Consider the following 20373-nt stretch of genomic DNA (forward strand, 5'->3'; position numbering starts at 1 on the left):
CGGGGCGCCGCGGTCGCCCCACGCGGCCGGCCTGCCCGGCACGTCCAGCCCCCACCGCCGCTCCCTCCTGAAAGGCCTCGGCGTGCTCGGTGCGGCCGTCGCCGCTCCCCCCGCGCTGGCCGCCTGTTCCGCCGGTCCCGAGTCCACCAACGAGACCGGGAACGGCGGCACCGGGAAGAACCGGACGCTGACCGCCGTCATCGGCTACGGCAATGACGGCAGCTGGGATCCGACGCAGACGGCGTCGGCGTTCGCGATGGCCGCCAACAACCACATCTACGAGGGGCTGTTGGACACCGATCCGATCACCCGGGCGCCCTATCCCGCGCTCGCCACCACGGTGCCCCGCGACCCCTCCGCCACCACCTGGCGGTTCTCGCTCCGCGCCGGTGCCGCCTTCCACGACGGCAAGCCCGTCACCGCCGATGACGTCGTGTTCGTCTACGACCGGATCCTGGACCCCGGCACCCAGACCCTCGCCAAGGGGTTCTTCGCCTCCTGGCTGGACTCCGTGCGGAAGGTCGACGCCCGGACCGTCGAACTCGTCCTCAAGTTCCCCTTCCCGGACGGGCTCGCCCGGCTCACGCTCGCCAAGATCATGCCGAAGCACGTCTTCTCCCGGCCCGGTGCCTGGGACGACGCGGTCAAGGGGCTGGCCGTGGGCTCGGGGCCGTACCGGCAGACCGCGCACCACCCGAAGTCGAACACCACCTTCGAGGCGTTCGACGGCTACAACGGGCCCCGCAGGCCGGCCTTCCGCAGGATGAACTGGCTCACCATCGTGGACGCGGCTCCCCGTGTCGCGAAGATCTCCGGTACCGGGGCCGGGGCGCAGATCGCCGACAACATCCCGTACGCCAACATCCCCCGGCTGGAACAGGGCGGGCTGAAGGTCGCCGGCGGGGCCGGGATGAACAACCTCTTCCTGATGTTCAACACCCGGCACAAGCCCTTCGACGACGTCCGCGTCCGCCAGGCCCTGCACTACGCCATCGACACCGAGAAGATGGTCCGCGTCGCGCTGAAGGGGCACGGGAAGCCCGCCTCCTCGTTCCTCAACGAGGGCAATCCCAGTTACCGGCGGGCCAGAACCGTCTACGACCACGACCCCGGCAAGGCGAAGGCGCTGCTGAGGGCCGCCGGGGTCAGCGGGCTCAAGGTCGAGCTCCTCGCCGTCAACGTCAGCTGGATCGTGGACTGTCTGCCGACCATCAAGGCCTCCTGGGACGCGATCGGTGTGGAGACCTCCCTCGCGCCGCAGGAGACCACCGCCGTGTTCACGAAGATGGACCAGAAGCGGGACTACCAGGTCGTCGCCGCCGCCTCCAACCCCAACCAGTTCGGGCTCGACGCCGATCTGGTCATGCACTACAACTACGGGCCCGGGAACCTGTGGATGCAGTACACGCGGTGGGCCGGCGACCCCGTCGCCAAGCGGCTCTTCAGGGACATGGACCGGGCGACGCGGGAGCCGGATGCCGCGAGGAAGAAGGCGATGGTCCAGGACTACATCGACGTGGTCGCCGAGCAGGCCGTGCTGTACCCGGTGGTCCACAACGAGCTGATGACCGCCTGGGATCCGCGCAGGCTCACCGGGATAAGGGCACAGCCCTACCCCGGGCTCAACCTCCTCCAGGCCAAGTGGGTCTGACAGCATGACGACCGTCGTACGGATCCTGCTCCGCCGTGTCGCCCTGCTCGTGCCGCTGCTGCTCGGCATCGTGCTGTTCGTGTTCCTGGTGATGCGGTTCTCCGACGTGGACCCCGCGTCCGCGTTCTTCCAGGGTGCCAATCCGACCCCGCGGCAGCTGCACGAGTTCCGGGAGCGCAACGGGCTGCTGGATCCGCTGCCCCTGCGGTACGTCCACTTCGTCGGCGATCTGCTCCACGGCGACCTGGGGACCAGCGTCCTGACCCGGGCGCCGGTGGCCGACCAGGTCACCACCGCGCTGCCGCTCACCCTCCAGCTGACCTTCCTCGGCCTGGCCGTCGCGGTGGTGCTGGCGCTGGCGGGCGGGGTGACGGCCGCCGTGTACCGGGACCGGCTGCCGGACCAGGTCATCCGGGTCGTCTCCCTGGTCGGGGTCGCGGCGCCCGGGTTCTGGCTGGCGCTGCTGATGATCCAGTACCTGGCGGTGGACCGGGGCTGGTTCCCGACCGGCGGGTACGTCAACCCGGCCGACTCGGTCACCGGCTGGCTGCGGACCATGGCGCTGCCGGCCGTCGCCCTGTCCCTGCCGGTCGCCGCCCAGCTGACCAGGATCGTGCGGACCTCCGTGGTGGAGGAACTGGACAAGGACTACGTCCGGACGGCGATCGGGAGCGGCCTGCCGCCGCGCGTGGTCGTCGGGCGGAACGTGCTCCGCAACGCGCTCGTCAATCCCCTCACCGTGCTCGGGCTGCGGGTCGGCTACCTCCTCGGCGGTGCGGTCGTCATCGAGACGATCTTCTCGCTGCCCGGGATGGGCAAGCTGATGATCGACGCCGTGCAGAACGGGGACCCGGCCGTCGTGCAGGGGGTCGTCCTGACCACGGCGACCGGGTTCGTCGTCGTCAACCTCGTCATCGACCTTCTGTATCTGCTGGTCAACCCACGTCTGAGGGCGGGCTGATGGTCACGCGCGCGAGGCTCACCGAGCGGCTCACCCGGCCCGGCGGCATCCGGCTGCGCGGCTGGCGCCGCCTGCCGCCGCTGTCGCGGGTCGCCGTCTGCTTCCTGGCCGTCGTCGTCCTCGTCGCCGTACTCGCCCCCGTCCTCGCCCCGGACGATCCGCTCGACCAGCAGGACCCGGTCGGCGGGTCCGGGCGGCCGTCGGCGGCGCACTGGCTCGGGCAGGACAGCCTGGGCCGGGACATCCTCAGCCGGCTGATGTACGGGGCGCGCTGGTCCCTCGCCATCGGGCTGGGCGCCACCACGCTCGCGCTCGTCGTCGGGGCCGTCGTGGGGGCGGTCGCCGCCACCTCCCGCAAGGCCGTCGACGAGACGCTGATGCGCTGTCTGGACGTGGTGATGGCGTTCCCGGGGATCGCGCTCGCGGCCGTGCTGGTGGCCGTGTTCGGGGGCGGGATCGAGGTGTTGGTCTGCGCCATCGCCTTTCTCTTCACCCCGCCCGTGGCCCGGGTCGTACGGGCCAACGTGCTGGATCAGTACGGCGAGGACTACGTCACCGCCGAGCGGGTCATCGGTGCCCGCACCCCGCACATCGTGCTGCGGCACGTGGCCGTCAACTGTGCCGCCCCGGTGCTGGTGTTCTGCACGGTCCAGGTCGCCGAGGCCATCGTCTTCGAGGCCTCGCTGTCCTTCATCGGCGCGGGCGTACGGCCCCCGGACCCGTCCTGGGGCAGTGTGATCGCCGACGGCAAGAACATGGTGCTGACCGGCGGCTGGTGGGCGACCGTCTTCCCGGGACTGCTGATCCTGTGCACCGTGCTGTCGCTGAACATCCTCTCCGAGGGCGTCTCGGACGCCTGGGCGGCACCCGCGCCCCGCGAGACGCACGCGCCGGAGGACCGGCTGGAGGCCCCTGGGCCCGGTACCGGCGAGGTGCTGCCGCTGCCCCAGCTCACCGAGGCCGCCCGGCGGCTGCGGGCCCGGGCCCGCCCCCGCCCCGCCCCCGGCGGGCAGCCGGTGCTGGCGGTGGAGAACCTCGCCATCGGCTTCCCGGACCGGCACCGGGGTGTGGACATCGTGGCCGGGGTCGGTTTCGAGGTGTTCCCGGGTGAAGTGCTGGGGCTGGTGGGCGAGTCGGGCTGCGGGAAGTCGCTGACCGCGCTCACCGTGATGGGGCTCCAGCCGAAGGGGGCCCGGGTCAGCGGGCAGGTGCGGTTCCGGCAGCGGGACCTGCTGGCCGAGCCGATGCGGGCGCGGCGGCGGCTGCTGGGCCACGAGATGGCCATGGTCTACCAGGACGCCCTGTCCTCCCTGAACCCGGCCATGACCATCCGCGCCCAGCTGAGGCAGCTGGTCCGGCGCGGGGGCAGGCGCGGTCCGCGCGAGCTGATGGAGCTGGTCGGGCTGGATCCGGAGCGCACCCTGCGCAGCTATCCGCACGAGCTGTCCGGCGGGCAGCGGCAGCGGGTGCTGATCGCGATGGCGCTGTCCCGGGATCCGAAGCTGATCGTCGCCGACGAGCCGACGACGGCGCTGGACGTCACCGTGCAGGCGCAGGTGATGGAGCTGCTGCTGCGGCTGCGGGAGGAGCTGGGGTTCGCGCTGATCCTGGTCTCGCACGATCTGGCGCTGGTCGCCGACGTCACCGACCGGGTGGTGGTGATGTACGGCGGGCAGATCGTGGAGACGGGGGTGACCGCCGAGCTGGTGGCGGCGCCGGCCCACCACTACACACGGGGGCTGCTCGGCAGTGTGCTCTCGCTGGAATCGGCGGAGCAGCGGATGACGCAGATCAGAGGGGTCGTACCGGCGCCGGCCGACTTCCCGGCGGGCTGCCGGTTCGCCGGCCGCTGCCCGCTCGCCACCGAGGTGTGCCACGCGACCGCCCCGGTTCTCGCGGGGATCCCGGCGCACTCGGCGGCCTGTCATCACCCGGCGGTCCGGCTGACGTCGGCGGAGAGCGAGGAGGCGGTGCAGTGACCGCTGTGGTGGAGGTGCGGGACGCGCACGTGGTGCACAGGGCCCGCAGCGGCGGCCTGTTCCGGCGCGACCGGGTGTACGCCCTGACCGGCGCCGATCTGTCGGTGGCGGCGGGTGAGACGGTCGGGGTGGTCGGTGAGTCGGGGTGCGGGAAGTCGACGCTGGCGAAGGTGCTGGTGGGCGTCGAGCGGCCGGTGTCCGGGTCGGTGTCGTTCCGGGGGCGGGACCTGTGGGCGATGCCGGCCGCCGAGCGCCGGGCCACGGTCGGCGCGGGCACCGGCATGATCTTCCAGGACCCGTCGACCGCGCTGAACCGCCGGCTGACCGTCCGCCGTATCCTGCGTGATCCGCTGGACGTCCACCGGCGCGGCTCCCGGGCCGAGCGGGAGGAGCGGGTGCGGGAGCTGATGGCACTGGTGGGGCTGGACCGGGCGCTCGCGGACGCGCTGCCGGGGCAGCTGTCCGGCGGTCAGCGGCAGCGGGTCGCCATCGCCCGCGCGCTCGCCCTGGAACCGGCGCTGGTCGTCGCGGACGAGCCGACCAGCGCACTGGACGTCTCGGTGCGCGCGCAGATCCTGAACCTGCTGCTCGATCTGCGGGAGCGGCTCGGGCTGGCCCTGGTGTTCGTCTCGCACGACATCCAGACGGTACGGCGGATGAGCGACCGGGTGATCACCATGTACCTGGGCCGGATCGTGGAGGAGACCCCGGCCGACCGGGTCACCGACGCGGCCCGGCACCCGTACACCCGCGCCCTGTTCTCGGCCACGCCCGGTCTGCTGGACCCGATCGACCCGATCCCGCTGACCGGGCCGGTGCCGTCGGCGACCCGCCCGCCGAGCGGCTGCCCGTTCCGCACCCGCTGCTGGAAGGCGGACGGGGTCTGCGCCGGGTCGATGCCCGACTTCTCGGCCGCGTCACGGCCCGGACACCGCTACCGGTGTCACCATCCTGTGGAGGAGGACCAGCCGACCCGAGACCTAGCCCGCCAGGAGCCGTGATGACGTTCCCCGCCCCGCTGACCGGTGTCGTCCCGCCCGTCTGCACGCCCCTGACACCGGAGCGCGAGGTGGACGTGCCCTCGCTGCTGCGGCTGGTCGACTTCCTGGTGGAGGCCGGGGTGCACGGGCTGTTCCTGCTGGGCTCGACGTCGGAGGCGGCCTTTCTGACGGACGTCCAGCGCCGGCGGGTGGTGGAGGCCGTCACCGGGCACGTGGGCGGTCAGCTGCCCGTGCTCGCCGGTGCCATCGACATGACGACCCCGCGTGTCCTGGACCATGTCCGGGCGGTCACGTCGGCCGGCGCGCAGGCCGTCGTCGTCACCGCCCCCTTCTACGCCCGCACCCATCCCGCCGAGATCGTCCACCACTACCGCCGGGTCGCCGCCGCCAGCCCGGTCCCGGTGATCGCCTACGACATCCCGGTCGCCGTGCACACCAAGCTCCCCGCCGAGCTGGTGCTGGGGCTCGCCGGGGACGGGGTGCTGGCCGGGATCAAGGACTCCAGCGGGGATCTGGCGGCGTTCCGTGAGGTCGTCACGGGGGCCAGGGCCCACGCCGGGTTCAGCGTGCTGACCGGTTCGGAGCTGGTGGCCGACGCGGCGCTGGCGCTGGGCGCGGACGGGGCGGTGCCGGGCCTGGCCAACGTCGACCCGCACGGGTACGTCCGTCTGTACCGCCTGTGCCGGGCGGGCGACCAGGACGGGGCGCGGGCCGAACAGGAGCGGCTGTGCGCCCTGTTCGGGATGGTGGGCGCCGGGGATCCCGCGCGGATGGGCGGCAGCTCGTCGGCGCTGGGCGCGTTCAAGGCGGCGCTGCACCTGCGCGGGATCATCGACTGCCCGGTGACCGCGGAGCCGCAGGTCCCGTTGTCCGGCGCGGAGGTCGAGCAGGTCGGCAAGTTCCTGGCGGCGGCCGGACTGCTGGGGCTCGGGGCGCAGGGGACGCACCGGCACTGAGGGCGGCGGTCACGGTGTGGGCCGGGCGTCCCGGCGCAGCTGCTGCAGCTGACGGTGGATCGCCCAGGCGTCCGCGACCGGGCCCACGTGCCCCAGCTTGTCGGGGTTGCCCACCAGCCGGATCGCGTGGATCCGTCCGTCGAGCACGTCGAGGGCCAGGGTCTGGAGCACCTTGCCGTCCCGGTCGCGGAAGATGGCGCCGGGCTGGCCGTTGATCTCGTGGGTCTGGAAGGTCGCGTCGACCAGGGCCAGCTGGGCGATGACGGAGCCGAGCAGCCGGGCCACCTTGTCGGCGCCGAGGACGGTCCGGGCCAGCTGCGGCGACTTGCCGCCGCCGTCGCCGACCATCGACGCGTCGGCGGCGAGCAGGTCCTGCAGCCCGGTGACGTCGCCTTCGCGGAGGGCGTCGAAGAACCGGGACGCCAGTTCCTCCCGTGCGGTGCGGTCGGCCTCGAAGCGGGGCCGGCCCTCGGTCATGTGGCGGCGGGCCCGCACCGCGAGCTGGCGGCAGGCGGCCTCCGAGCGGCCGACGGCCGAGGCGATCTCGGGGAAGCCGAAGTCGAACACCTCGCGCAGCACGAACACGGCCCGCTCCAGCGGGCTGAGCCGTTCGAGGAGGAGCAGGGCGGCCAGGGACACCGAGTCGGCCAGCTCCGCCGAGCGCGCCGGGTCCTCGTAGGGGTCGGCGAGCAGCGGCTCCGGGAACCACGGTCCCACGTACGCCTCCCGCCGGACGCGGGCCGAGCGCAGCACGTCGATGGAGAGCCGGGTCACCGTGGCCGACAGGAAGGCCCTGACCGACCGGGGTTCGGTCGGGGAGTCGACGTAGCGCAGCCAGGTCTCCTGGACGGCGTCCTCGGCCTCGCTGACGCTGCCGAGGATCCGGTAGGCGATCGAGAACAGCAGGGGCCGCAGCTCCTGGAACTCCTCGGTCCTGGTCCTGGTCGTACTCATGTGAAGCGCCCCCCTGCGACGAATGCGGCCAGTGCGAAATAGACGACGTTCAGCAGCACGAGCGCGAACTCGCCGCGCCGCCCGTGTGTGATCATCGCACCGGCCATCAGGAGCATCCAGCAGATCGCGGTCACCGGCACCAGTACCGGTGCGACACCGAGCGCGGCGGGCAGGACCAGTCCCGCCGCGGCCAGCAGCTCCAGCACCCCGAGTGTCTTCACGAAGCCGGCGCCGACCTCGCCGGTCCACCCCCCGCCGTGCACGGCGGCCAGCCTCTCCCTCGGCACCAACGTCTTGGTGACGCCTCCGAGCAGGGCCACGGCGGCCAGCAGTCCGGCGGCGATCCACAGGACCAGGTTCATCGTCATCCACTCCTCGTACCGGTCGGTGCGTGCACCCCGTACGACGAGACAGCCGGGCGCGGCTGTGACACCCGGGGCCGTCAGGGCAGCTGGATCCTGCGGAACTCCAGCGTCTCGTACGGGCTTTGCCGTCCGGTCTCGTAGAGGACGCCGATGGTGCCGGGGGTGAGCTGGACGAGGTCGGAGTAGGCGGCCGGGCGGTCGGAGAGGGTGCGGAGCCTGGTGAAGGTGCGTCCGGCGTCCGTGCTGGCCCACAGGGCGAGGGCGCGGCGGGCGTCCGGTACGGAGGGCGCGGAGAACAGCAGGGGCGCGCCGGGGCCGCGGGCCTGGAGGACGCTGCCCTGGACCACGGGGACGGCGTTCAGGGCCGGCTGGGCGGTGAAGGGGCGGTCCAGGGTGCGGCCGCCGTCGCCCGAGTAGGTGTCGAGGCGGTTGCCGGGGGCGGTGCCGTTCTGGTCGCGGGCGGCGAGGTAGACGCGGCCGTCGGGGAGCTGGGCGGCGCTGGTCTCGTTGGTGTTGGTGCGGCCGTCGTGGGTGTCGTCGGTGAAGCCGAGGTGCCAGGTGAGGCCGAGGTCGTCGCTGTAGAGGGCGTGGCCGCCGTAGTACCTGGGTTCCTGGCCGGTGTCGGGGGAGCCGGGCGGCGGGGCCGCGGAGTGGTCGGCGGGGATCAGGAGGCGGCCGGTGCGGGGGCCGTGGGTGAAGGCGAGGGCGTGGCCGGGGCCGGTGGCGTACCAGCGCCAGCCCGGCCGGGTCACCTGGGCGGTGATGTCGCGGGGGGCGGTGAAGTGGCGGCCGTCGTCCCGGCTGTGCTGCACGTAGACCCGGCGGCCCTGCCGCGGGGTGACCTGGCCGCGCATGATCTGCGCCTCCGTCACCGTCCCGCTGTTGGCGCAGGTCACCAGGACGATCGCGCCGGTGTGCGGGTCGGTCACGGGTGCCGGGTTGCCCCGGGTGTGCCCGTGTCCGGCGGCCACGACGGTCAGCGGGCCCCAGGTGCAGCCGCCGTCGGTGGAGCGGCGCAGGACGACGTCGATGTCCCCGGTGTCCGCGGGACCGGAGCGGCGGCCCTCGGCGAAGGCGAGGACCGTGCCCTGCCGGGTCGTCACCACGGCCGGGATGCGGTAGACGGCGTAGCCGCCCTGCCCGGAGACGTAGGGCACGGAGGAGTCGCAGCCGCCGGTCGCGGGCGCGGCGTGCGCGGGCGGCCGGGCGGCGAGCGAGGCGAGGAGCACCAGGCCGGTGAGGAGCGAGCGGCTGCGCGGGGTCACTCCCTGAGGCTGCCCGCGCTCGCCGGGGCGGTCTTACTCCGTACGGGTGGTCAGGACGGGGTGCGGGCCGCGGCCAGCAGGCGGGTGACGTCGTCGGAGCAGATGGTGAGGGCCGCGCCGACGGTGGCGAGGGCGTCGCGTTCGGCGGGGGTGTAGGGGCCGTCGGCGAGGGCGATGCGGGCGCCCTGGAGGAGCAGGGACTCGCGGCCGGCCGGGGCGAGGTGCGGGGCCAGCGGGTCCAGGGCCTCGTGCAGCTCTATGGTCAGCCCGGCCCCGCACGGCTGCTCGAAGTAGCGGCCGGTGTCGGCGGCGAGGGCCTCGACCAGGGCGGCCAGCTGGTCCTCGGTGCAGTCGGCGAAGCCGGCCGCGCGGACCGCGGTGGCGGCCGTCTCCAGGGCCGTGCGGGAGCCGGTGCCGCCCGCGGCGAGCACGGCGAGGGCGACGGTGTGCACGGCGTCGCGGAGCATCGCGGAGAAGCGGCGGGTGGTGGGGTGGTCCAGCACCTCGGTGCCGAAGTGGTGTCCGCAGGCCGCGCACTCCACCACCGGTCCGGTGGTCCCGCGCGGCAGCACCGGCACGCCGAGCAGGGTGAGCCGGCGGCGGCCGGTGAGGCGCTGGTAGTTGCGGTCGCCGCCGCAGCCGGGGCAGTAGAACTCGCCGTCCGAGACGGGTGTCCACACGGTGCGGGTGCCCAGGATGCGCACAGCCCTGGTGGCACGGCCGTCTCGTCCCCGTACTGGCAGCACGTCGCACCTCCGTAACGGCGCGGCAACATCGCCGCGCTGGCGTGATGTTAGCCACATCGGCGAGGCGGAGTCAGTACCCCGTGAGAGACCTTTCCGTGACCTGAGGGGCACGATGGCCGATACATGACGGCGCCCCGACCGCTGTGTTCCGCGGTCGGGGCGCCGAAAGTGCCGGTCGGACGGGGTCTAGCGGGCCGCGCGGTTCACCGCGGAGACGACCGCCTTCAGCGACGCACGCGTCGTGTTCGCGTCGATACCGATGCCCCACAGGACCTTGCCGTCGATCGCGCATTCGATGTAGGAGGCGGCCTGCGCGGAGGCGCCCTCGCTCATCGTGTGCTCCTGGTAGTCCAGCAGGCGTACGTCGATGCCGATGGACTGCAGGGCGTCGAAGAAGGCCGAGATCGGACCGTTGCCGGAGCCGGACAGGATCCGGTCCTCGCCGTCGACCGTGGCCTCGACGGTGAGGGTGTCCACGCCGTCGGTGTCGGTGGTCGACTGGCCGGTCCGCACCTGGATGCGGCCCCAGGGGTTCTCGGGGTTCGGCAGGTACTCGTCCTGGAAGACCGCCCAGATCTCCTTCGGCGTGATCTCGCCGCCCTCGGCGTCGGTCTTCGCCTGGATGATCCTGGAGAACTCGATCTGCATCCGGCGCGGCAGGTCCAGCTTGTGGTCGTTCTTCAGGACGTAGGAGATACCGCCCTTGCCGGACTGCGAGTTGACGCGGATGACGGCCTCGTAGGAACGGCCGACGTCCTTCGGGTCGATCGGCAGGTACGGCACCGCCCACTCGATGTCGTCGACGGTGACGCCCTTGGCCCTGGCGTCGGCCTCCATGGCGTCGAAGCCCTTCTTGATGGCGTCCTGGTGGGAGCCGGAGAAGGACGTGTAGACCAGGTCGCCCACGTACGGGTGGCGCGGGTGGACCTCCATCTGGTTGCAGTACTCCCACGTGCGACGGATCTCGTCGATGTCGGAGAAGTCGATCTGCGGGTCGACGCCCTGCGAGAACAGGTTCATGCCCAGGGTGACCAGGTCGACGTTGCCGGTGCGCTCGCCCTGACCGAACAGGCAGCCCTCGACGCGGTCGGCGCCGGCCATCAGGGCCAGCTCGGCGGCGGCGACGGCCGTGCCGCGGTCGTTGTGCGGGTGGACGGACAGGCAGACGTACTCGCGGCGGGAGAGGTTGCGGTGCATCCACTCGAAGCGGTCCGCGTGCGTGGAGGGGGTCGAACGCTCCACGGTGGCGGGCAGGTTGAGGATGATCTCGCGGCCCGGGCCGGGCTGCCAGACGTCCATGACCGCCTCGCAGACCTCCAGCGCGAAGTCCAGCTCGGTGTCGGTGAAGATCTCCGGGGAGTACTGGTAGCCGAACTCGGTCTCCGGGCCCAGCAGCTTCTCGGCGTACTCCATCACCAGGCGGGTGCCGTCGACGGCGATCTGCTTGATGTCGTCCTTGGAGCCGCGGAAGACGACCCGTCGGAAGACCGGCGCGGTGGCGTTGTACAGGTGGACGGTGGCCCGGCGGGCGCCCTTGAGGGACTCCACGGTCCGCTCGATCAGGTCCTCGCGGGCCTGGGTCAGGACGGAGATCGTCACGTCCTCGGGGATCGCGCCCTCTTCCTCGATGATCGAGCGCACGAAGTCGAAGTCGGTCTGGCCGGAGGCGGGGAAGCCGACCTCGATCTCCTTGTAGCCCATCTTGACCAGCTGGTCGAACATGCGCCGCTTGCGCTCGGGAGACATGGGGTCGATCAGGGCCTGGTTGCCGTCGCGCAGGTCGGTGGAGAGCCAGCGGGGGGCGGTGGTGATCCGCTGGTTCGGCCAGGTGCGGTCCGGGATGTCGACCTGCTCGTAGCGACCGTACTTGCGGATCGGCATGGGGCTGGGCTGCTGGCGGTTGGCCATGGTGGCGTGGGCTCCTCAGGATGTCCGGTATCCGAGTGGACGGCCGACGACGCAACGCCGAGCTCCGCGGGGAGGGAGTCGGCCTCGACTACAGGCCCTCGCCGCGGCAGCTAAGAAGAAGCAGCCAGAAACGCATGATGCTCCGCAGCCTAGCCGAGCCGTTCCGGGTGCGCGGGCCTGTCCCAGTATGCGGGACCGCACGGCGAAAAGGGACAAAAAGTGCGCCGCACCACATCGCCGTACCACAGCGTCACGGACCGTGGCGCTCCCTGTCCCGGTATTTCACCAATCATGGTGGCACCTAGTGACATCGGCGTTACGCAGTGCGATGGTGCGGACATGACGACCAACGGGGGCTTCCAGCCCGTCTTCTGCACGATCGTCCCGCCGCACGTCCTCGACAGGCTCGCCCGTCACGAGGACCCCGCGCTCTCCGGCCCGGCCCGCCGGTCCCTGGAGCACGACGCCTACCAGCGCACCAAGCGCCGCCTGACCACGGTGCTCGGCGCGCCCGCCGTCGCCCCGCCCGCCGGTGCCGCCGCCGACCAGCCGCACCGCACCGTCTACGACGCCGAGCACACCCAGGACCTGCCCGGCACCAAGGTCCGCGAGGAGGGCTCCGACCCCGGCTCCGACGCCACCGTCAACCGCGCCTACGCGGGCCTCGGCGCCACCTTCGAGCTGTACCTGAAGGCCTACGGCCGGCACTCCATCGACGACAACGGGATGCCGCTGGACGCCACCGTGCACTTCGGCGAGAACTACGACAACGCCTTCTGGAACGGCGAGCAGATGGTGTTCGGCGACGGCGACAACGAGATCTTCCTCGACTTCACCATCCCGGTCGACGTCATCGGGCACGAGCTGACCCACGGCGTCACCCAGCATACCGCCAACCTGACCTACTTCGGCCAGCCCGGCGCGCTCAACGAGTCGCTCTCCGATGTCTTCGGCTCGCTGATCAAGCAGTACACGCTGGGCCAGACCGCGGCCGAGGCCGACTGGCTGATCGGCGCGGGCCTGCTCGCCCCGCGCGTCACCGGGGTGGCCCTGCGCTCGATGAAGGCCCCGGGCACGGCGTACGACGACGACGTCCTCGGCAAGGACCCGCAGCCGGCCAAGATGGAGGACTACGTCCGCACCGGCCGCGACAACGGCGGCGTGCACATCAACTCCGGCATCCCCAACCACGCCTTCTACCTGGCCGCCACCGCCCTCGGCGGCTACGCCTGGGAGAAGGCGGGGCAGGTCTGGTACGACGTGCTGACCGGCGGCGAGCTGAAGGAGGACGCCCTCTTCGCCGACTTCGCCACACTGACGGTGAAGGCGGCCCGGGAGCGGTACGGCGCCGGGGGCGAACTCCAGGCCGTGCAGAAGGCGTGGGAACAGGTAGGGGTGCGGACGCTGTAGTTCCGTACTAGACACGGACCCATGCGGATTCGAGTGCGACGCACGGGTGGTTTCGCGGGCATCGAGCGCCGGGCCGAGGTGGACACCTCGGCCCGGCCCGACGCCCCCGACTGGCAGGCCCTGGCCGGACGCGTCCTCGCGTCCGGCCGGGGCACCCCTCCGGCCGGGGTCCCGGACGGCTTCGCCTACGAGATCTCGGTGGACGGCCGCACGGTGTACGCGGCGGACCCCCGACTCAGCGAGGACGAACGGGAGTTGGTGTCCAGGGTGCTGAAGGAGGGTGCCTGACGGCCGCTTCGCGCAGGGGCGTTGACTTCCGTTACCGCCGGTACGGATGATCCGCCCATGGCGACTGACGCAGGCACCCCGGTCCCCCGGTTCCCGCCCGGCTTCCTGTGGGGCGTGTCGACCTCGGCCCACCAGATCGAAGGCGCGGCCGAGGAGCGGGAGCCGTCCGTGTGGGACGTGTTCACGGCCGCGCCCGGCCGGGTGAAGGACGGCTCGACGGCGGCGGTGGCCTGCGACCACTACCACCGCTACCGGGAGGACGTGGCCCTCCTCGCCGGCCTCGGCGTGGACGCGTACCGCTTCTCGGTCTCCTGGCCGAGGGTGAACTCCCCCGGCGGCCTGGACTTCTACGACCGGCTGGTGGACGAGCTGTGCGCGGCGGGCGTCCGCCCGGTCCCGACCCTCTTCCACTGGGACCTGCCGGCGGACCTGGACTGGCTGGACCGGGACACGGCGGCCCGGTTCGCCGACCACGTGACGGTGGTCGCGGACCGGCTCGGCGACCGGGTACGGAAGTGGATCACCCTCAACGAGCCCGCCGAGCACACGCTGCTCGGGCACGCCCTGGGGGCCCACGCCCCCGGCCGGCAGCTGCTCTTCGACGCCCTCCCGGTCGCCCACCACCAGCTCCTCGCGCACGGCCTCGCGGTACGGGCGCTGCGCGCGGCCGGCGCGGGAGACATCGGCATCGCCAACTCCCACGGCCCCACCTGGCCCGCCTCACGGGAGCAGGCGGACCTGGAGGCGGCCGGCTTCTACGACGTCCTCCTCAACCGCCTCTTCGCCGAGCCGGTCATCCTGGGCGAGTACCCCGAGGGCATGGGCGCCCTGATGCCGGGGGACGTGGAGGCCGACCTGAAGGTGATCGCCGAACCGGTCGACTGGTACGGGATCAACTACTACGCCCCGACGCAGGTCGGCGCCCCGCAGGGCGGCGACACCGAGTACGGCGGCCTGACGATGCCGGCCGGGCTCCCCTTCTCGGTCCGCCGGATCGAGGGCCGCCCGGTGACGGACTTCGGCTGGCCGGTCGTGCCGGAGGGCCTGACGGAACTGCTCACCGGCTTCCGCGAGCGCTACGGCGACCGGCTCCCGCCCGTCGTCATCACCGAGAACGGCTGCTCCTACGAGGGCGTGGACGACCAGGACCGGATCGCCTACCTGGACGCCCACATCCGGGCCCTGCACCGGGCGGTCGAGGCCGGCGTCGACGTGCGCGGCTACTTCGTGTGGTCGCTGATGGACAACTTCGAGTGGGCCGAGGGCTACGCCCGCAGGTTCGGCCTGGTGCACGTGGACTTCGAGACGCTGCGGCGGACACCGAAGGCGTCGTACCGCTGGTTCCGGGACGTGCTGCGGGAGCAGGGCTCCTAGAGGGCGCCGGCGTCCCGGGCGGACCACAGGGTCGGGAAGTGGGGCCGGTAGCCCAGTTCGCGGCGGATGCGGTCGGTGGAGGCGATGGCGTACCAGGGGTCGGGGTCGGGGCCGTCCGCGGGCGGCTCCACGCCGAGGATCCGGTGGATGTCCAGGACGGTGACCGGGGCGTCGTCGGCGATGTTGTAGGTGCGGCCGTCGGCGCCGGGGGCGTACAGCAGGCGCAGCAGGCCCTGGGCGACGTCGGCGACGTGCACCAGGTGGTGCCGCTTGGTGGCGGGCTGGGCGGCGGTCCAGCGGGTGATACCCGGCAGGTGCGGGTCGCCCTCGCCGTAGACGAAGCCGAGGCGGCCGACGCGGACGTCCAGCCCGTCCAGCGCCAGCAGTCCGCGCTCGGCCTCCGCCTTGGCCTCCGGGTACGCCATCCACAGCGGGCCGCCCGGCACGGTGGGGTCGTCCTCGACGAGCGGCCGGCCGCGGCCGGTGCCGTACGCCAGGATGGTGCCGGCCTGCACGAACCGCCGTACCCCTGAGGCGAGGGCCGCCCGGCCCAGCTCCAGCGCGGCGTCGCGGTTGACGGCCCGCATCTCCTCGTCCGTCACGCCCCGGAAGGAGGCGGCGATGTTGACGACCGCGTCGGCTCCGGTGAGGGCCTTGCCGAGGACGTCGGTGTCGCGCAGGTCGCCGAGGACGGGTTCGGCGCCGAGGTCGGAGAGCCGGTCGGCGCGGGCGGGGTCCCGCACCAGGACCCGGACCTGCTCCCCCGGCCGCCGCTGGGCCAGCAGCCTCGGCAGGAACCCGGTGCCGACCTGGCCGGTGGCGCCGGTGACGAGTGTGGTGGACATGGTGGTGCTCCTCTCGGTGGACGGCTTCCACCCTCGGCGGCCGGAGCGCGGACCGGGAGAGACCTCCTGATCGTGGGATCGGCAGTCCCTGGATAACCCGGGCGGGCTGCCCCACGCTGGAGGGGTGAACCGAGCAGAACTCGCCGACTTCCTGCGCCGCGGCCGTGCCCGGCTGGAACCGTCCGACGTGGGCCTCGCGGCGGGCGCCCGCCGTCGTACGCCCGGACTGCGCCGGGAGGAGGTGGCGTCGCTGGCCGGGATGTCGGTCGACTACTACACGCGCCTGGAGCAGGCGCGGGGCCCGCGTCCGTCCCGCCAGATGCTGACGGCGCTGGCGCGGGCGCTGCGGCTGACCGAGGACGAACGGGACCACCTCTTCCACCTGGTGGGCGAGGAGCCGCCACGCCGGGAGGGGGCTTCGCCCCATGTCCGGCCCGGCCTGCTGCTGGTCCTGGACCGGCTGTACGACTCACCGGCGCAGGTGGTCACGGACTGGGGGACGGTGCTGGCGCAGAACGCGCTGGCCAAAGCCCTGGTGGGCGACGTGTCCTCCCGGCCGGCGCGGGAGCGGAACCTGACCCGCCGCTTCTTCCTGGATCCGACGGCCCGCGCCCTGTTCCCGCCCGAGGACCTCCCGGCGCACGCCCGCGACCACGTCGCCAACCTCCGCGCGGTGACCGCGGCCCGCCCCGACGACCCGGACCCGGCGGCCCTGGTGACCGAACTCCGCGCGCACAGCGAGGAGTTCGCCCGGCTCTGGGAGAACCACGAGGTGTCCCTGCGCCGCCCCGCCACCAAACGCTTCCTGCACCCGGTGGTGGGCCTCCTGGAACTCGACTGCGAGGTCCTCCTGAGCCACGAGGCGCACCACCACCTCATCATCCACACAGCCCGCCCCGGCACGGACTCCCACGACAGACTCCGGCTGCTGAGGGTGGTGGGCCTGCAGGACATGACCCCCCAGGGAGCCGTCGGCTAGAAGCCCAGCTTGCGCAGCTGCTTCGGGTCGCGCTGCCAGTCCTTGGCCACCTTCACGTGGAGGTCCAGGAAGACGGGCGTGCCCAGCAGCGCCTCGATCTGCTTGCGGGACTTGATGCCGACCTCCTTCAGGCGCTTGCCCTTGGGGCCGATGATGATGCCCTTCTGGCTGGGGCGCTCGATGTAGACGTTGGCGTGGATGTCCAGCAGCGGCCGGTCGGCGGGGCGGTCCTCGCGCGGGAGCATCTCCTCCACGACCACGGCGATGGAGTGCGGCAGCTCGTCGCGGACGCCCTCCAGCGCGGCCTCACGGATCAGCTCCGCGATCATGACCTGCTCGGGCTCGTCCGTCAGGTCGCCCTCGGGGTAGAGGGGCGGGCCCTCGGGGAGGAGCGGGATCAGCAGGTCGGCCAGGAGATCCACCTGCTTGGCGCCCACCGCCGACACCGGGACGATCTCGGCCCACTCGATGCCCAGGTCCTTGCCCAGCTGGTCGATCGCGATCAGCTGTTCGGCCAGGGTCTTGGAGTCGACCAGGTCGGTCTTGGTGACGATGGCGACCTTGGGGGTCTTCCGGATCCCGGCCAGTTCCTTGGCGATGAAGCGGTCACCGGGACCGATCTTCTCGTTCGCCGGGAGGCAGAAGCCGATCACGTCGACCTCGGCCCACGTCGTCCGCACGACGTCGTTGAGCCGCTCGCCGAGCAGCGTGCGCGGTTTGTGCAGACCGGGCGTGTCCACCAGGATCAGCTGGGAGTCCGGCCGGTGCACGATGCCGCGCACCGTGTGCCGCGTGGTCTGCGGCTGGTTCGCGGTGATCGCCACCTTCTGCCCGACCAGAGCGTTCGTGAGGGTGGACTTGCCCGCGTTGGGGCGGCCCACGAAGCAGGCGAAGCCGGCGCGGTGGACGGTCTCGGCCGGCTGGTCGGATGACTGGGTGCGAACGCTCATGCCGTTCATTGTCCCTGATCCACGAGGCACCGCCGTACCGTGAGGTTTCGGTAACCCTCACGCAACGAAACGTCACGGAAACACGGCCGTACGCGTCCGGAAACCGGCACCGGTGACCCTCTGACGCAGTCCGCACACCGTTGGAGAAGCCCGTGACCCTCGCTGCCGCCGCCGTGAACACCGGCGACACCGCCTGGCTGCTCGCCGCGACCGCCCTCGTCCTGCTGATGACCCCGGGTCTCGCCCTGTTCTACGGCGGCATGGTCCGCACGAAGAGCGTCCTCAACATGCTGATGATGAGCTTCGTGTCGATCGCCCTGGTCACGGTGGTGTGGCTGGCGGCCGGCTACTCGCTGGCGTTCGGCGACGACCTCGGCGGAGGGCTGATCGGCGGCCTCCACCACGCCGGCATGGCGCACATCACCCCGGACAGCGTGCACGGCACCGTCCCCACCGCCCTCTTCGCCACCTTCCAGCTGACCTTCGCGATCATCACGGCCGCGCTGATCAGCGGTGCGGTCGCCGACCGGACGAAGTTCTCGGCGTGGCTGGTCTTCGTACCGCTGTGGACGCTCCTCGTGTACGTCCCGGTGGCGCACTGGGTGTGGGGTCCCGGTGGCTGGATCCTCGACGGGCTGGGCGCGCTGGACTTCGCCGGCGGTCTGCCCGTGGAGATCACCTCCGGTGCCTCCGGGCTCGCCCTGTGCCTGATCCTCGGGCCGCGTCTGGGTTTCAAGAAGGACGCGATGCGCCCGCACAACCTGCCGATGGTGATCCTCGGCGCCGGTCTGCTCTGGTTCGGCTGGTTCGGTTTCAACGCGGGCTCCGCGCTCGGCGCGAACGGCCTCGCCGCCGCCGCGTTCCTCAACACGCTCGCCGCCGGCTGCACCGGTCTGCTCGGCTGGCTCTTCGTGGAGCAGCGGCGCGACGGCCACCCGACCACCCTGGGCGCGGCCTCCGGCGCGGTGGCCGGCCTGGTCGCGATCACCCCGTCGTGCGGCACGGTGTCCCTGCTCGGCGCCCTGGTCGTGGGCCTCGCCGCCGGTGTCGTCTGCAGTTACGCCGTGAGCTGGAAGTTCAAGCTGAACTACGACGACTCCCTGGACGTCGTCGGTGTCCATCTGGTCGGCGGGATCATCGGCACCCTGCTGATCGGCCTGTTCGCCGAGAAGGCGATGACCGGCGGGGTGGAGGGCCTGTTCTACGGCGGCGGGCTCGCTCCGCTCGGCAAGCAGCTGCTGGCCGTGGCGGCCGTGGCGGTGTACGCCTTCGCGGTGACGTACGGCCTGGGCAGGCTGCTCGACAAGGCGATGGGCTTCCGGGCGAGCGAGGAGCAGGAGCACACCGGCCTGGACCTTACGGTGCACGCCGAGACCGCATACGATCACGGCGTCCTGGGCCACGGCGCCCCGGTCTCCCACTCCGTTCTCCCCTCCGCCCAGAAGGTCAAGACCCAGGCATGAAGCTCATCACCGCCATCGTCAAGCCGTACCGCCTCGACGAGGTCAAGACCGCCCTGCAGGAGCTGGGGGTGCACGGTCTGACCGTCACCGAGGCGAGCGGCTACGGCCGGCAGCGCGGCCACACCGAGGTGTACCGGGGGGCCGAGTACCGGGTCGACCTGGTGCCGAAGGTGCGGATCGAGGTCGTGGTGGAGGACGCCGTCGCCGACGACGTGATCGACGCGGTCGTCAGGGCCGCGCAGACGGGGAAGATCGGGGACGGGAAGGTGTGGGCCGTTCCGGTGGAGACGGTCGTCCGGGTGCGGACCGGCGAGCGCGGGCCCGACGCGCTCTGACCAGCAGTACCCCGGTGAGCGCTCCGGCTGCGGACACCAGCGCGACCGGCAGCCAGGGCAGCGCGAGGAAGCCGGCGCTCGCCGACTCGCGGCTGTCCTGGGCGCTGGCGGTGAGCGTCACGTCGGCCCGGTCGAACTGGGGTGCCCCGCGCCAGCTCTCGGTGAGCCGTACCCGCTGCCCCGGCAGCAGTTCGGCGGGCACCCGGGTCAGCTCCCGGTCGAGCAGCGTACGGCCGAACAGTCCGCGCGCCGTCAGCTCCGCCTTGGGGTGGAGGGTGACGTTGCCGGTGTTGCGCAGGGTGTAGGAGACGGTGGCGGTGCTGTCGCCGAGGCCGGGGACGAGCGGCTGGTGGTGGCTGACGCGCAGGTCGCCGACGGAGAGCGCGGGCAGCGTGGGACCGCCGACCCGCAGGTAGACCCGGGCGCCGACGGCCCGCTGCACGCCGAGCGCGAGGCTGCCGCTGCCGTGGTCGACCCGTTCGTCCAGGGCGACGATCGCGCCGGGGTGGTCGCCGGGTCCGGCCCCGTCGGGGACGCGCAGGGTGAAGGGCACGGTGAGCGTCCGGTGCCCGGGTACGGTGATCCGGGACTTCGCGGGCCTGGCCCAGGCGCCTACCCCGCGCATCGGCTCGTTCCGGGTGCGTACGGCGAACCCGCCGTCGCGGGCGGTGTTGTAGGCGTCGGCGGCGTAGAGCCGGAAGGTGAGCGGCCGGGCGGTCCTGTTCCGGACGGCGACCTTGTCGGTGAGGGTCTGGCCGGGCTCGGCGGAGAAGGTGAAGTAGGGCCGCGCGGCGATCTTCGAGGCGACCGGGTAGACGGACCAGCTGCCGTTGTCGGCGGCGCGGGCCGCTGCCGTGGGCAGGCCGAGGAGCAGGACGGTCAGGCTCAGGAGGACGTGCAGCTTGCGCATGGGTGCGGACCCCCATGGACGGAAGACACGGAA

General features: G+C 72.4%; 19 protein-coding genes. 11 read left to right on the top strand and 8 right to left on the bottom strand.

Annotated elements, in window-relative coordinates:
- Positions 1-31 precede the first annotated feature (31 nt).
- The 5 genes from IEZ20_RS01325 to IEZ20_RS01345 are packed head-to-tail and all read left to right on the top strand — an operon-like array spanning position 32 to position 6548.
- Positions 32-1651 carry an ABC transporter substrate-binding protein gene (locus IEZ20_RS01325; protein ID WP_189294621.1) on the top strand — a complete coding sequence of 540 codons (1620 nt, stop codon included), beginning with the start codon at positions 32-34 and terminating at the stop codon, positions 1649-1651.
- Between the two features lie 4 nt (positions 1652-1655).
- On the top strand, positions 1656-2612 hold the full coding sequence (locus tag IEZ20_RS01330) for an ABC transporter permease (protein ID WP_189294191.1): 957 nt from the start codon (positions 1656-1658) through the stop codon (positions 2610-2612).
- Positions 2612-4591: a dipeptide/oligopeptide/nickel ABC transporter permease/ATP-binding protein gene (locus tag IEZ20_RS01335; RefSeq protein ID WP_189294192.1), complete on the top strand. Its 1980-nt coding sequence runs from the start codon at positions 2612-2614 to the stop codon at positions 4589-4591. Before IEZ20_RS01330 ends, IEZ20_RS01335 begins: the two co-directional genes overlap by 1 nt.
- Positions 4588-5592, top strand: a complete 1005-nt coding sequence (locus IEZ20_RS01340; RefSeq protein ID WP_189294193.1) for an oligopeptide/dipeptide ABC transporter ATP-binding protein — start codon at positions 4588-4590, stop codon at positions 5590-5592. The genes IEZ20_RS01335 and IEZ20_RS01340 overlap by 4 nt, the downstream gene beginning before the upstream one ends.
- Positions 5592-6548: a dihydrodipicolinate synthase family protein gene (locus IEZ20_RS01345; protein WP_189294194.1), complete on the top strand. Its 957-nt coding sequence runs from the start codon at positions 5592-5594 to the stop codon at positions 6546-6548. The genes IEZ20_RS01340 and IEZ20_RS01345 overlap by 1 nt, the downstream gene beginning before the upstream one ends.
- Positions 6549-6557: 9 nt before the next feature.
- Here IEZ20_RS01345 and IEZ20_RS01350 read toward each other — a convergent pair whose 3' ends face one another.
- The 5 genes from IEZ20_RS01350 to leuA form a co-directional block, all read right to left on the bottom strand.
- Entirely contained in the window at positions 6558-7502 is a 945-nt protein-coding gene (locus IEZ20_RS01350; RefSeq protein ID WP_189294195.1) for an RNA polymerase sigma-70 factor, read from the bottom strand.
- The gene (locus IEZ20_RS01355; RefSeq protein ID WP_373303875.1) at positions 7499-7870 is read right to left on the bottom strand and encodes a DoxX family protein; all 372 of its coding nucleotides are present in this window, start codon (positions 7868-7870) and stop codon (positions 7499-7501) included. Before IEZ20_RS01355 ends, IEZ20_RS01350 begins: the two co-directional genes overlap by 4 nt.
- Before the next feature lie 74 nt (positions 7871-7944).
- Positions 7945-9132, bottom strand: a complete 1188-nt coding sequence (locus IEZ20_RS01360) for a sialidase family protein (RefSeq protein ID WP_189294196.1) — start codon at positions 9130-9132, stop codon at positions 7945-7947.
- 50 nt (positions 9133-9182) lie between these two features.
- On the bottom strand, positions 9183-9878 hold the full coding sequence (locus IEZ20_RS01365) for a tellurite resistance TerB family protein (protein WP_189294197.1): 696 nt from the start codon (positions 9876-9878) through the stop codon (positions 9183-9185).
- Positions 9879-10064: 186 nt separating this feature from the next.
- On the bottom strand, positions 10065-11786 hold the full coding sequence (gene leuA, locus IEZ20_RS01370; protein WP_189294198.1) for a 2-isopropylmalate synthase: 1722 nt from the start codon (positions 11784-11786) through the stop codon (positions 10065-10067).
- A 339-nt stretch (positions 11787-12125) separates the two neighbouring features.
- Here leuA and IEZ20_RS01375 point away from each other — a divergent pair, with 339 nt between their 5' ends.
- Genes IEZ20_RS01375 through IEZ20_RS01385 form a run of 3 tightly spaced genes read left to right on the top strand, consistent with a single transcriptional unit; the run spans position 12126 to position 14858 of the window.
- Positions 12126-13196: a M4 family metallopeptidase gene (locus IEZ20_RS01375; RefSeq protein WP_189294199.1), complete on the top strand. Its 1071-nt coding sequence runs from the start codon at positions 12126-12128 to the stop codon at positions 13194-13196.
- A 21-nt stretch (positions 13197-13217) separates the two neighbouring features.
- Positions 13218-13484 carry a protealysin inhibitor emfourin gene (locus tag IEZ20_RS01380; protein WP_189294200.1) on the top strand — a complete coding sequence of 89 codons (267 nt, stop codon included), beginning with the start codon at positions 13218-13220 and terminating at the stop codon, positions 13482-13484.
- A 57-nt stretch (positions 13485-13541) separates the two neighbouring features.
- The gene (locus IEZ20_RS01385) at positions 13542-14858 is read left to right on the top strand and encodes a GH1 family beta-glucosidase (RefSeq protein ID WP_189294201.1); all 1317 of its coding nucleotides are present in this window, start codon (positions 13542-13544) and stop codon (positions 14856-14858) included.
- On the opposite strand, the gene IEZ20_RS01390 is transcribed toward IEZ20_RS01385, so the two are convergent.
- Positions 14855-15703, bottom strand: a complete 849-nt coding sequence (locus tag IEZ20_RS01390; RefSeq protein ID WP_189294202.1) for an NAD-dependent epimerase/dehydratase family protein — start codon at positions 15701-15703, stop codon at positions 14855-14857. The two genes, IEZ20_RS01385 and IEZ20_RS01390, sit on opposite strands and share 4 nt — an antisense overlap.
- Positions 15704-15827: 124 nt before the next feature.
- Between IEZ20_RS01390 and IEZ20_RS01395 the strand changes: the two genes are divergently transcribed.
- The gene (locus tag IEZ20_RS01395) at positions 15828-16682 is read left to right on the top strand and encodes a helix-turn-helix transcriptional regulator (RefSeq protein WP_189294203.1); all 855 of its coding nucleotides are present in this window, start codon (positions 15828-15830) and stop codon (positions 16680-16682) included.
- Here the strand turns inward: IEZ20_RS01395 and era are convergent.
- The gene (era, locus tag IEZ20_RS01400) at positions 16679-17632 is read right to left on the bottom strand and encodes a GTPase Era (RefSeq protein WP_189294204.1); all 954 of its coding nucleotides are present in this window, start codon (positions 17630-17632) and stop codon (positions 16679-16681) included. The genes IEZ20_RS01395 and era overlap by 4 nt on opposite strands.
- Positions 17633-17784: 152 nt before the next feature.
- On the opposite strand from era, the gene IEZ20_RS01405 reads away from it, so the two are divergent.
- Both IEZ20_RS01405 and IEZ20_RS01410 read left to right on the top strand, forming a co-directional pair.
- Positions 17785-19095, top strand: coding sequence for an ammonium transporter (locus IEZ20_RS01405; protein WP_189294205.1), 1311 nt, complete (start codon positions 17785-17787; stop codon positions 19093-19095).
- Positions 19092-19430 (top strand): P-II family nitrogen regulator, encoded by a 339-nt coding sequence (locus IEZ20_RS01410; RefSeq protein ID WP_189294206.1) that lies wholly within the window; start codon positions 19092-19094, stop codon positions 19428-19430. Before IEZ20_RS01405 ends, IEZ20_RS01410 begins: the two co-directional genes overlap by 4 nt.
- Here IEZ20_RS01410 and IEZ20_RS01415 read toward each other — a convergent pair.
- A complete protein-coding gene (locus IEZ20_RS01415) occupies positions 19324-20340 on the bottom strand; it encodes a WxL protein peptidoglycan domain-containing protein (protein ID WP_189294207.1) in 1017 nt (338 codons plus the stop codon). The genes IEZ20_RS01410 and IEZ20_RS01415 overlap by 107 nt on opposite strands.
- Between the last annotated feature and the right edge of the window lie 33 nt (positions 20341-20373).

The organism is Streptomyces cinerochromogenes (assembly GCF_014648635.1).
GTDB lineage: Bacteria > Actinomycetota > Actinomycetes > Streptomycetales > Streptomycetaceae > Streptomyces > Streptomyces cinerochromogenes.